This window comes from Cesiribacter sp. SM1, from assembly GCF_020178975.1.
Taxonomy (GTDB): Bacteria; Bacteroidota; Bacteroidia; order Cytophagales; family Cyclobacteriaceae; genus Cesiribacter.
This window is the reverse complement of the sequence record NZ_JAHXBU010000093.1, coordinates 435989-448662: the sequence shown is the minus strand read 5'-3', so window position 1 is coordinate 448662 and position 12674 is coordinate 435989. Positions and strand designations below refer to the sequence as shown.

12 protein-coding genes are annotated in these 12674 nt (G+C 48.5%); 4 read left to right on the top strand and 8 right to left on the bottom strand.

Going from position 1 to position 12674, the window contains the following annotated elements:
• The first annotated feature begins 34 nt into the window (after positions 1 to 34).
• The 4 genes from KWJ01_RS23775 to KWJ01_RS23760 all read left to right on the top strand — a co-directional run bounded on the left by KWJ01_RS23775 (position 35) and on the right by KWJ01_RS23760 (position 3330).
• Complete coding sequence (locus tag KWJ01_RS23775) at positions 35 to 2017, top strand: OmpA family protein (RefSeq protein WP_224999625.1); 1983 nt, start codon at positions 35 to 37, stop codon at positions 2015 to 2017.
• A 26-nt stretch (positions 2018 to 2043) separates the two neighbouring features.
• Positions 2044 to 2547 carry a hypothetical protein gene (locus KWJ01_RS23770; RefSeq protein ID WP_224999624.1) on the top strand — a complete coding sequence of 168 codons (504 nt, stop codon included), beginning with the start codon at positions 2044 to 2046 and terminating at the stop codon, positions 2545 to 2547.
• A complete protein-coding gene (locus KWJ01_RS23765; protein ID WP_224999623.1) occupies positions 2528 to 2740 on the top strand; it encodes a hypothetical protein in 213 nt (70 codons plus the stop codon). The genes KWJ01_RS23770 and KWJ01_RS23765 overlap by 20 nt, the downstream gene beginning before the upstream one ends.
• Before the next feature lie 65 nt (positions 2741 to 2805).
• Positions 2806 to 3330, top strand: a complete 525-nt coding sequence (locus KWJ01_RS23760; RefSeq protein ID WP_224999622.1) for a cupin domain-containing protein — start codon at positions 2806 to 2808, stop codon at positions 3328 to 3330.
• A gap of 120 nt (positions 3331 to 3450) precedes the next feature.
• Here KWJ01_RS23760 and rseP read toward each other — a convergent pair whose 3' ends face one another.
• From rseP to KWJ01_RS23720, 8 genes are all read right to left on the bottom strand, one after another.
• Positions 3451 to 4827 (bottom strand): RIP metalloprotease RseP, encoded by a 1377-nt coding sequence (rseP, locus tag KWJ01_RS23755; protein ID WP_224999621.1) that lies wholly within the window; start codon positions 4825 to 4827, stop codon positions 3451 to 3453.
• An 8-nt stretch (positions 4828 to 4835) separates the two neighbouring features.
• Complete coding sequence (locus KWJ01_RS23750; protein ID WP_224999620.1) at positions 4836 to 6014, bottom strand: 1-deoxy-D-xylulose-5-phosphate reductoisomerase; 1179 nt, start codon at positions 6012 to 6014, stop codon at positions 4836 to 4838.
• Positions 6015 to 6174: 160 nt separating this feature from the next.
• Positions 6175 to 7689, bottom strand: a complete 1515-nt coding sequence (locus KWJ01_RS23745; RefSeq protein ID WP_224999619.1) for a GH3 auxin-responsive promoter family protein — start codon at positions 7687 to 7689, stop codon at positions 6175 to 6177.
• A 109-nt stretch (positions 7690 to 7798) separates the two neighbouring features.
• Positions 7799 to 8680, bottom strand: a complete 882-nt coding sequence (locus tag KWJ01_RS23740; RefSeq protein WP_224999618.1) for an MOSC domain-containing protein — start codon at positions 8678 to 8680, stop codon at positions 7799 to 7801.
• A gap of 131 nt (positions 8681 to 8811) precedes the next feature.
• Positions 8812 to 9423 carry a TIGR04282 family arsenosugar biosynthesis glycosyltransferase gene (locus KWJ01_RS23735; RefSeq protein ID WP_224999617.1) on the bottom strand — a complete coding sequence of 204 codons (612 nt, stop codon included), beginning with the start codon at positions 9421 to 9423 and terminating at the stop codon, positions 8812 to 8814.
• Between the two features lie 155 nt (positions 9424 to 9578).
• Positions 9579 to 10640, bottom strand: a complete 1062-nt coding sequence (arsS, locus tag KWJ01_RS23730; protein ID WP_224999616.1) for an arsenosugar biosynthesis radical SAM (seleno)protein ArsS — start codon at positions 10638 to 10640, stop codon at positions 9579 to 9581.
• Positions 10641 to 10750: 110 nt separating this feature from the next.
• Positions 10751 to 11086, bottom strand: a complete 336-nt coding sequence (locus tag KWJ01_RS23725) for an arsenosugar biosynthesis-associated peroxidase-like protein (protein ID WP_224999615.1) — start codon at positions 11084 to 11086, stop codon at positions 10751 to 10753.
• A 13-nt stretch (positions 11087 to 11099) separates the two neighbouring features.
• Positions 11100 to 12572: a hypothetical protein gene (locus KWJ01_RS23720; RefSeq protein ID WP_224999614.1), complete on the bottom strand. Its 1473-nt coding sequence runs from the start codon at positions 12570 to 12572 to the stop codon at positions 11100 to 11102.
• Between the last annotated feature and the right edge of the window lie 102 nt (positions 12573 to 12674).

Below are 12674 nucleotides of genomic sequence, written 5' to 3'. Positions count from 1 at the left end.
GCTTTACACTCTTTGCTTTAAGAGAGGTTTTAAGATGAAAAATGTTTCCGGGCTTGTTTGTTCACTGGCACTGTACCTGACAGCATGGCTGATGCCGGGACTGTCAGCCCATGCACAACTGCAACAAGACTCTGCCGATCTGCGAAACCAGCCCATCGCACTTTTCAAGAACGTTAACCGTTCCGCCTATTATACCGACCGTAAGCAGCAGCAATTAATCAAGGAGCTGGAGCAGAAACAAGACTGGCCCAAACTCCATAAAGTGCTGAAGGCCTACATCAGCAATTTTGGTATTCAGAACTTTTACAAAGATACTTATTATCTCTGGAGGCTTGCCAAACTTACCGAATTGCTGGGCAACCCGGAAGAAGCCAGCATGTATTACCGGCTGGTGCTAAAGCACCACCGCAGCGATATTGACCTTCGTAAAGTAGAGCTGCATTACAACGAACTTAACAAAAATGAGGCAGACTTGTACGTACCTCTTGAGTATTATTATGAGCTGGTAGAATACCGCCGCCAGGTAGATACGCTGATGCCACCGCGCAGTGTGCTCCTGAACATGGGCAATAACATTAACTCAAAATCCGAAGATTACGGCCCGGCCCTCAACCTGCAGAACAACCTCATGATCCTCACCTCCAAGCGGAACATGAAGCGGCGGGGCCTTGAAAAAACCGTGAACGAAGATCTGTATTTCAGCGAATTTCAGGATGGCGTCTGGAGCACATCAGAATCATTCCAGGGCATTAACACCCAGTACAACGAAGGTTCTGCCACCATCAGCCGCGATGGCAAAACCATTTACTTCAGCCGCTGCGACTCTCCCGACAGCTACGGCAGCTGCGATCTTTTTGTAGCCCAACAACAGGCCGACGGCACCTGGGGCGGCATTCGCAACCTGGGCATCAATGTAAACTCTATTGGCTGGGACTCGCACCCCTCCCTCTCCCACACAGAAGATACACTCTACTTTGCCTCCGACCGCATTGGCGGCTTTGGCATGTCAGACATATGGTTTACCTATAAAAAAGGAAACGGTGAATGGATGCCGGCCCGCAATGCCGGCCCCGTGGTAAATACCCGCAATAACGAGGTTAGCCCTTTTATTCACCCCCGTTATAACATTTTATACTTCAGCTCTAACGGGCATATGCTCAATTTTGGTGAGTTCGATATATACAAGAGCTACTGGCATGCCGGCCGCGGCAACTCGCCTCGCTGGGGAGAGCCTGTAAACATAGGGCCACTTGTAAATGGCAAGGGCAGTGAGTTTTACTTTACCATCGATTCGGAATCGAAAGACCTTTACTACGCCGCCAGCAAACAGGACAAAATGGCTAACCTGGACCTTTACTCCTTCCCGCTGCCCATGGGTGCCCAGCCGCTGGCTACCACCAAGTTCAAAGGATCATTGTCTGACCAGGATACCGGCCTGCCCTTTAAGGGCATAGTAAGTGTAATAGACCTAGACAAGGGCGTGGAGATTGAACCAAAATTCCTGCGCGAAAATGGCAGCTTCGAGTTCGACCTGATCAAAGACCGGAACTACCTGCTGGTAATCCAGGGAAATGATTTCTTTCGCATAGAGGAGATCTTTCACCTGGATGACGACTTGGAAATCCATCGCAAAGCCCAGAGCATCAGCAAAAAGCTGGAGTTTACAACCATTGACTTTTCCAGTGGCAGTTCTACGGTTACTCCGCAAATGTACCCCGACCTTAACAAGCTGGCGAACTTCCTGATCGATAACCCTGACGTGAAGCTGGTAATTTCAGGCCACACTGATTCTGATGGGGACGAAGAATCCAACAAGCAGCTATCGCAAAAAAGGGCACTGGCCATTATGGAGTACCTGGTACACTTTGCCAATGTTAACGAAGCACAGGTTGAAGCCATTGGCTATGGCAGTTCCAAGCCCATAGTACCTGAAGAAAAAACCGAAGAAGACAAAAAGCTGAACCGCCGCGTTGAGTTCGAGCTCATCAGGCCCGGCGAGGAAGAGGCGATGAAGTAAAGTCATAACGCTACCACAACACCCTTATGACAGGAACCTACCTCCTTACTGTAGAGGCACAGGATAAGCTCAAGGCAGCATTCAATTGGGGTGCCATCAAAACATTGTTCAGCGTTTACGCAATCTTTATTATTCTGATGCTCTTCCGTCAACCAGACCTGTGGGTAATGGGCACGTTCACACTTATTATATTATTCATAGCAGCAATAGTATGGTTTATACGCCTGCTAATGCCATTTGCCTTATCCAATACTGCTATCAGCATAACAGATCATGAAATCATCCGCAAAGGCGAAGGATTATTAACTGTACGCATCAAATACAGCGCAATCAGGGATATCAAAGAAAAGTCCTATGGTCTGATCGTTATAGATGACAGTTTCTTCACAACAGTTAATTATTACTTCAGCAAATACCGCCTTACCTCTGAATCGGGTATTATTTTCATACCTGCAGAAATAGAACAATACGATAGGATCAAGATCTTTCTGGCATCTAAGCAAAAAGAGCATGCTACGTCTCTTGTATAAAGCACTCCCCCTGATACCTGCGCTTTCAGGTCTGTACAGTTTTCTGAAATTAAGGGGGATAATCGTCTATGTAGACCAGCAGAAGCAGGCGGACTATGAGGACTGTATCAAAGAAAGGAAATGGCTGCCCCAGATTCTTTCACTGCTTTCCTTCTTTATATTTTTCTATATGTTTATCCGGGGGCTGGTGTAACCACTATTTTGAAACAAAACAGGCTATAACCCTTTTATGATTTTTAATGAATTCATATAAGTACGATGGCCAGTTATAATGTTACCCTCTACCCCTTAACAAGCCAGCACGGCAATATCCCAAACAACCCAAAACTACCCCTGCTCCTGTACCGGCAGGTATATACACCTGCTGAAGAAATATTAAACAAGTTTAAACATGCTTTTGAAGAAAATAGCTGGGGTGGCAGCTGGACCAATGGCGTATATGATTACCACCATTACCACAGCACCGCCCATGAAGTACTGGGGGTGTACAGCGGTAAAGCAACCATCATTTTTGGTGGGCCGGGCGGCAAAGAGGTAGATGTTGAAAGTGGAGATATGGTGGTGATTCCTGCCGGTGTAGGGCACTGCCGAAAATGGGCATCTGCTGATTTTAAAGTGGTAGGCGCCTACCCCAAAGGCCAGGAAGATTATGATGTTTGCACCGAAAAGGATAATCCGGAAGAAAAGAGGGATAATATTGAGCAGGTAGCCCTGCCTGCTACAGATCCTGTTGGTGGTAAAAGCGGACCGCTGATGAAAGAATGGCGTTACCCCCTGCAATAGACTTGTATGCAGACCTGACAGGTTCTAAAACCTGTCAGGTGTAAGGCTTCAAAAAGAAAAAGCTGCCCGTTAAGAGCAGCTCCTGTATTCTTTTATCTAACTTCTATCCTCTACCCTCTCCTACACAAAGAGGTTAAAGATGTCATTGAAGAGCACCAGACCCATGATGGCAAAGATCAGGATCATGCCGGCCTTTTGTGCTACCTCCAGGAATTTATCGCTAGGCTTGCTTCCGCTTACCATTTCGTAGGTCAGGAACATTACGTGGCCACCATCCAGTGCCGGAATTGGCAGGAAGTTTACAAAGGCAAGCCACATGCTAAGCAGACCGGTAATGGTCCAGAAACGGGTCCAGTCCCAGGTACCACCATATATCTCGCGAATACCAATGGGGCCTTTTACAGATTTAGATACGTTAACATCGCCACTGAATATTTTGCCGAAGCCACGGATGTTGAGCCATACAGATTCGAAAGCTTTTTCAGTGCCTTTTCCAAGAGATTCTACAGCACCAAATTGCTCCCTGCGCACATCTAACAGCGGCTCAGGGTAAAAGCCTACGCGGCCTTCTTCATCTACCTGTGCTGTTAGCTGCACAGTGCTGGCATTCTGATCTTCAACCATAACCTGGTTTTCAACCCCCTGTTGTGTAGCAGGGGTCTCTCCGCGCTGTACAGTAAACTGTACCTCTCCGCCAGACTGGCCGGAGAGCATCTCTGCAAACTCGTCGAAGTAGGTAAACTGCTTACCATTTACAGCCACAATCCTGTCGCCGGCCTGCAGGCCTGCTTTATCGGCATTGGAGCCTTTCACTACCTCACCCACTTTAAAAGGCATGCGGATGGTAATAAACTGATCTGCGGTATTTTTGTCGGTAAAGATCTCCAGCAGGTCAGATGGAATTGGAATATCCAGGATCTCGCCGTTGCGCTCTACTGTATAGTAGCTGCCTTCTCCCAGAATTACATCTGCTCCACGGGCTACATCATTAAAGCGATCATACTCACGGCCATTCACCTTCAGAATTTTATCGCCTGTTTTCAGACCGATCTGCTGGCCATACTCCAGGGCCACAATACCATGCTCCACCACTTCCTCGCGCGGAATATAGGTATCGCCATAGCGGTAGGTAAGGAATACGAAAATGATAATACCCAGCACAACATTGACGATAATGCCACCCATCATTACAATAAGTCGCTGCCATGCCGGCTTTGCCCTGAACTCCCAGGGCTGAGGTTCTGCCCCCATCTGGTCCATGTCCAGCGATTCGTCAATCATGCCGCTGATCTTTACAAAACCACCCAGCGGAATAGCACCCAGTGAGTATTCTGTTTCGCCTGATTTGAATCCTACAATTTTAGGAGGGAAGCCAATGGAAAATTTTTCCACCCGCATCCCAAAGAATTTTGCTGCCAGCATGTGCCCCATTTCGTGCAGGCCTATCAGGATAGACAAGCCCAGCAACAGCTGGCCAATCATTACAATGTTTTCCATTTATGGTATTAATGAACTGTATTGGATTTACTCAATTCGCGTGCCAATCTTCGGGTTTCGGCATCTGTTTGTACGTAATCTTCCAAAGAAGGCTTTTCAATGAAGTTTACTTTGGCCAAACAGGCTTCTACCAGGTCGGGCATATCCAGGAAACGGATTTTATCAGTTAAAAATTCAGCCACTGCTATTTCATTAGCTGCATTTAAGATACAGGGTGCATTCCCACCCCGCTTCATTGCCTCAAATGCCAGCGCCAGGTTCCGGAAAGTCTCCAGATCTGGCTGCTCAAAGGTTAACTGCGGATAATCCAGAAAGTTAAAACGTGGAAAGGGCGCCGGTAGTCTATCCGGAAAGCCCAGTGCAAACTGTATGGGCAGGCGCATATCGGGCAGGCCCATTTGTGCTTTGATAGAGCTGTCCTGAAACTGCACCAGGCTGTGAATTATACTCTGCGGGTGCACCACCACATCGATCTGCTCCGGCTTAAGGCCAAACAGCCACTTGGCTTCAATCACCTCCAGTCCTTTGTTCATGAGGGAGGCCGAATCGATGGTTACCTTTGCGCCCATATCCCAGTTTGGGTGCTTAAGGGCCTGTGCTTTGGTTACCTTTGCCAGCTCTTCCCTGCTTTTACCCCGGAAAGGACCACCGGATGCCGTTAGTATAATTTTTTCAATCGGGTTATGAAACTCCCCCACCAGGCACTGAAAGATGGCAGAATGCTCGGAATCGACCGGGTAGATGTTCACGCCCTTTTCGCGGGCCTTTGCCGTTACCAGCTCACCGGCAACCACAAGGGTTTCTTTGTTGGCCAGTGCAATAGGCTTGCCGCTTTCTATGGCTCTTAGGGTTGGCTGCAGGCCTGCATACCCTACCAGTGCGGTAAGCACCAGGTCTATGGTCTCCATTTCCATAACGGAAACCAGGGCACGCTCGCCGGCATACACTTTTATATCGTGTGGCAGCAGGGCATCCCGTACCTGTTCGTAATGCTCGTCATTGCCAATAACTACCGCATTGGGCTTAAACGCCAAAGCCTGCTCAATGAGCAGGCGTGCATTATTCTGGGCCGTCAGCACTTCTACTGCAAACCTTTCGGGATGCTGTGCTATTACCTCCAGCGCCTGGGTACCAATTGAACCGGTAGAGCCCAGGATGGCAATGTGTTTCTTTTCTGTTTCTTTCAAAATACCTCCCTAGCCTTTAAGGGCTAACCTCCAAAAGAGGGAAATCTCCCACCGATTGTCCGCCTCTTAGAGGGGCCTAGGGGGAGGAATCTTTATTCACAAGGGAATAAATTTCCGCGCTCTGTTATTTCAATATTTTCAAACTGCTCTCTGCAAACTACTACTTCACCACATACGCCTGCAAACCATCTGCAAGCTTGCGGTCATTGCTAAGGCGTGGCACCTTGTTCTGGCCTCCCAGCTTGCCCTGGCTTTTCATGTATTGCTGAAAAGCACCACGCTGCAAAGGCCTAATTTCCAGCGGCCTTAACACGCTGCCGGTAATCAGGTCATCGTAATACGTGTTCCGATGCTGAAGCTGCAAGTTAAGTTCTTTTTCAAAGGCTGCCAAATCTTTAGGCGGGGTGGCAAATTCCACAAACCATTCGTGCAGGGGCAGTCCTTCCGCAGGTGTTACCTGGGGAGCAACTGTAAATTCAATCAGCTCAACCTCAGGGTATTTGCTTACAGCCGCACGCATGGCTCCTTCCACCTCAGAACCAATCACATGTTCGCCAAAGGCCGATATAAAATGCTTGATCCGTCCGCTTACAATAATGCGGTAGGGGTCTTTGCTCACAAACTGAACCGTGTCTCCAATGCTGTAACCCCAAAGGCCTGCATTGGTATTCATAACCACGGCGTAGTTCACGCCAAGCTCTACATCTTCTATCGTTAAACGGGGCGGATTTTTCTCAAAATACTGATCGGCCGGAATAAATTCATACCAGATACCATGATTCAGCAGGAGCAGCAAGCCTGGGTTGCCCTGGCTTAGATCTGCCTGCAAATCCTGGTAGGCAATAAAACCTTCCGATGCAGGGTAGGTCTCAATGCTGTTAATGTGTTTGCCGATAGTTTCAAACAGCTTTGCCCGGTAAGGCTCAAAATTTACGCCACCGTACACAAAGAGCGAGAAGTTCGGGAAAACATCCTTGATCTTTTTGCCGGTGCGTTCTACGATCTTATCGAAATACATTTGTACCCAGGGTGGTATACCGCTGATGAGGGTCATGTCCTTATCCAGGGTTTCGGCTACAATGGTATCTACCTTGGTTTCCCAGTCATCAATGATATTGGTTTCCCAGCTGGGCATCTGATTGGTGCGCAAATAGCCGGGCACATGATGGTTTACAATGCCGGAAAGGCGGCCTATGTAAATACCATTTTCTTTTTTCATCTCAGGGCTACCACTCAGAAACATAAGCTTTCCATCCAGAAACTTGCTGCTTCCTGTGCTGTGCACATAGTTCAACAGCGCATTGCGGGCACCGTTGATGTGGTAAGGAATTGATTCTTTTGAGATAGGTATGTATTTAGTACCTGAAGTGGTACCACTTGTTTTAGCAAAATAGAGTGGCTGGCCGGGCCAGAGAACATCTTTTTCTCCTCCTTTTACCCGTTCTATGTATTTTTTAAGATCTTCATAATCGGCAACCGGCACGCGCTCCTGAAAATCCCGGTAGGTTTTGATGTCGCCAAAGCCATGATCTTTTCCAAAAGCAGTGTTTCTGGCAGATTCTATTAACTGACGAAAAACGTTTCGTTGTGATTCAGCAGGCTGTAAAGACCACTGACGCTGCTCTTTTGCCACCCAGGCAGCCAGGGGTTTGCTTAGTACAGAACGAATACCCATAGGCTGTAAATATAAAGAAAAAACAGCTCTTCTGCCTTCCAGAGATGTAGCAGGTGTAATTTAATACTGAAAACAGCTAGCGATGGGTTAGAATGGCTGTACTAAAGTCTTAATCATTATTCGAAGAATGCAGCGCTCCTTTGTTAGGTACAGCGGCATGCATAGGATCGGGCTTATAACTTTTTACCACTACAGTATCACCTACATAGAGGCTGCCGTCTATGTCGCTGATGATGTTCTGACCGAAAAGCACTTTAGACCCTATGCGACGGTAGCGGGAGAGTGTTTGCAGGGGTTCTTTTCCCTTCTGTGCCGTAAGCTGGTCTATGGTGGTAAGCACACAGCGGGCACATGGCTTTTCTGCCCAGAAATGCAGGTCGCCTACCCAGAACTCGTGCCATTTGTCTTCAGCAAAGGGAGCACTTCCCCTAACTACAATATTAGGCCTAAAGCGATCCATGGGTATGGTTTCCTGCAGGCGGGAGTTCAGGTCATCGAGCGAGGCCTGGCTGATCAGTAAAATCGGGTAGGCATCTGCAAAGGAAACCTTCTGCTGGCGCCCGCTCCATTTACCACTGACAACGCGCTCACTTTCATCGGGCATATACACCAGCCTGCAGGGTGTTTCCAATGCTTCACTAAACCACTGGTCATACGCCCGCCCCACATACCAGGCCAGGGCACTGTCGTCCCACACAGGAGCCTGCACATGCTCGCCGGTATCCTGCATCTGCAGCGGAATCATTAAAGGAGATAAATCTTTTTGCCGGTGAAACACCTCCAGCGCGTGGGCATGCAGGTTAACCTGCAGCAGGGCCATTTCAGGAAACCGCCTCTGTGTCAGAAAATTTCCTTCTTCATCCAGCAGCATCCAACGCCGGTCCCATTGTAAGCCGCGGGGACTAAGCTTTGCTTCTCTTAATGAAATACCTCCCAGGGATTTTATGGGGTACACCCAAAGTTCACTGATCGCGAGCTTTTTTTGCGCCATGCAACAAAGTATGAAAGAAAAATTATCAATGCAAAAAGCCAGCTGCTTTCTGTAGATTAATTCCCCAATTTAAAGAGGTTACAGCCTCAATACAAGGCTTTTACAGCAATTACCTGATTAAAATATTATGCTTAACCCTGCATACCATTCTGCTTTTGCCGGTAACGCTTTAAATCCCTGACATCATCCAGATCATATAACTGCGGCAGCTGCCGCACCGACAGGCCCAGCCGCTTACAATCAAGCAGCGTATCGGATAATACATCAGGCGTGCTCCAGATTTTATTTTTAAAAAGTTCTGGCTGCTGCTCCTGCAAGCCCAGCAGGTAATAACCTCCGTCGGCGGCAGGCCCCAGCACTACATCTTTCTGCTTTAGTGCCTCAAAAGCTTTTTTCAGGTGGCTTGTTTCCAGCTCAAAACAGTCGGAACCGATGATGCATACACGCTGAGCGCCCTCTGAAAAACACTTTTCAAATGCCAGCTGCATTCGCTCCCCCAGGTCTTTTCCCTGTTGCACCTGCAGTTCATACCCCTGTTGCCACAGGCTATTTTTCTCTTCCAGGTAATCAGAAAAAAACACCCATTTATGAGCTTTTAGCTCCAGCGTGGCTGCATGGGTGTGTACCAATAATTCATCATATACCTGCAGCGCCGCCTCATCGCCTATGGATTGCGCCAGCCTTGTCTTGGTGCGGCCGGGAATCCGGTTCTTGACAAATATGATCAGGTGGTTTGGGGTCATTGTTGAATTTCTTTAGCTGCGTAGCCCGGATTAAAATCCGGGGCTAAATAACTAAACTGCTAAAGTTTGATGTTTGGTAAATGTAGCTGAAGGTTATCAAATAATCAGTCCGGGACTTAGTCCGGGCTACGCATCCTTAGCATCGAAACCTCATCCTAAGCCGTCTGTCCGCCACAGCTGCTACCGGCTCCGGCAGTGCAGCCGTAGCAGTGCTGGTTGAGGACGATTTCGCGCTGGCTGAGCTGCTCTACACTGAAATCTTTGATGTGGCTGGGTGCGCCTGCTACTGTCAGGTCCAGCATCTGGTTAAAGTCGCAGTCATAGAGCTGGCCATCCCAACCTACGGAAATGGTGTTTCGGCACATCACATTGGCAGCGGCAGCCGGGTTAAAGCTGTTCACAAGCTTTTCCATATAGCCCTCGTAGTTGCCGCTTTGCACCAGGTAGTCCAGAAAACGGCTGATGGGCAGATTGGTGATCACAAAGAGGCTGTTGAAATCAATATTGTACTGACGCTTCAGCTGCTGCTTAAACTCTTTCTCCAGCGAAACCTGTGAGCCCGGCAGAAACGCGCCCGAGGGGTTGTAGACCAGGTGCAGCTGGAGTCCGCTGCCCTCCTGCCCATAGCCTACTGCATTTAACATCTGCAGTGCTTTGATCGATTTTTCGAACACGCCATCGCCCCGTTGTGCATCGGTACGGCGGGCTGAGAAGTGCGGAAGCGAGCTTACCACCTCTACGCCATGTGCTTTGAAGAACTGGGGCAGATCGTGGTATTTTGGATTAGCCAGAATAATGGTAAGGTTGCAGCGTACCATCACATGCTTGCCCCGTTTGTGCAGCTCCTGCACAAACCAGCGAAAATCGGGATTCATTTCAGGGGCACCTCCTGTTAAATCAATTGTTTTTACCGGGTAGCCGGCTGCATCGGCCCCATCCAGTGCATCCAGGCATTGCTGCATGGTTTCAGGTGTCATGATCTCCTTGCGGTCCGGTCCGGCATCTACATGGCAGTGCTTGCAGGTCTGGTTACACATTTTTCCCACATTAACCTGGAAGATCTCCAGCTGGGTAGGCCTAAGCGGAAACAGGCCGATGGTATCGAGCTTATCTTCGAAGCGATGAAAATTTTCGCCGCCAGGGCGTGGCGCCTGCAGTACTTCCAGTTGAATGAAAGAGTCTGAAAATTTATGTTCCTGTCTTTTGAGTGATTTCATGCAGCAGCAGTATTTGGGTAGTGGGCACTACTTTATGGTACGGGTAATGCCCACAAGTGATTTTATAAGAATAAGCCCTTAAGCCTTCTTTTAGCAAAGAACACTAAATGCTACATAGTAATTTCCTTCACCTTGTTCATCATCTGCACGCCGTGCACCAGGGAGGCTCCCCCGCGAATGGCAGCGGCCACATGAATGGCCTCCATCATCTGCCCTTCCGAGGCTCCTTTTTCAAGACCATCCGTGGTGTAGGCATCAATGCAGTAGGGACACTGAATGGCATGTGCTACAGCCAGGGCAATCAGGGATTTCTCACGTTCCGACAGCTCTCCCTCTTTGAAAACATCGCCATAGTAATCGAAAAATTTCTTGGCCAGATCGGGGCTGAATTCTGCAATGTTTCCAAATTTTGCCAGGTCTGCAGGGTTGTAATATGTCTTTTCCATGTTTGATTCTGTATTAGTAGTTATTTGTTTTTTTCTTAAGATGTGATTTTGCAGGTGCTGCTGCCGGCCTTATTTCCCTTTCTGCCACACCCACTATAATCCCGGGCTCCTGTGCCGAAGAACTTCCGGCACCCCCATTTGCATGATTAGGCAAAGGCTTTGGATGTTTCAGCTCCCACCACAGCACCAGTATTACCACCACATACTCCAGGGCAACCAGGAACATGGGCTCCTCGTAGCCAGCTTGGGTATAGCCGGCATAAGTAAGAAATACAAGTGCACTCCAGATAAGCGGAAAGCGAAAATTAGTTAGCGGCATCAGGGCTAAAAGCGGAATTACATACCAGGGATGCACCGTGGTGGCACAGAGCAGAAATAACCCGTAAAGGAGCAGCAAGGTTTTGGAAATATCCCACCCCCTTTTAACCGAACGATTGCTGAAAAACAGAATCAGCCCGGCCGCCAGCACCGCCAGCACAGGCCCCAGCTGTACAATAAGGTTGAATCCAAAGATCCAGTACCCTAATTCACGCAGTAAATAATAAAGGCTGGCATTAAACTCAAAGCGCTGGTAGTAGAGCGACAGGCTCTGCAGCATTCCTTCCAGCAGTGGCTTACCAAAGAGCGGTACAAACAGAACCAATAAAATGCCGGCAGATAACAGCAGCCATTGCCAACGTTTGTTCCCCTCTAACTTCAGAAGCAAATATGGCCCCAGTAATAAAGGCCATAATTTACTGGCTACCGCACCGGCGAAGGCTACTGCTGTCCAGAAAGGTTTTGATTTTTCTCCTGACAAACGGCTCTTTTCAATCCTTACCAGGCTCCACACCAGCAACAGCAGGAAGAAAACAGCCAGCCCCTCCAGGTGCAGGTTGGCTGTTATCTCCAGCACTACCAATGGATTAAGGGCATAGAGCAGCACCCTGCGGCGGGACAGTCCATACTGTTTTAGCAGCTTAAGCATGAGCCATACGGTACCACACTCTGCCAGGAATAGTGGCAGGCGCAACAAAATGATTCCTGCCTGCATATTACCACCTCCTAACCAGGCAGCAAAAGCAAAGAGAGCCTGTGCCAGTGGGGGGTAAATAGTAAAGTAAGATTTTGAATTGAGCCCCTGGTAGAGTTCCTGGCTAATGTTTTCTACAGCGGGCACCCCAGCCTGCATGTACCAGTCCGGCGGATGTGAAAAAGGATGCAGCCCACCCACCAGCAAGTGCCCATCCCACAGAAAGCGGTAAAAATCGTCAGAAAGTGAAGGCACCGAAGGCAGGAGCAGCAGGCGAGCCACAGCGGCCAGCAGCAAGTAAGACCAGAATGGTAATTCTTTTGCTCCCCAGACCAGCATCAGGTACAAGCCGAACAACAAGCCAAAGCCAACCAGCAAAGGGCCTGTCTGGTAACGCTCCACCCCATACACCATGAGTGCCAACACTATTAAATACACCACCCCAGCCACAAAAGTAGCTATGATAAAGCGCATTCTTAATGTTGTAACGGGATGGATCAAATTATCAGGTTTAGGTTAAAGTTCAGGAGCCACAGTCATAAGACGCTTTATTCAGCCTTGAAAAAGAGCATTTTG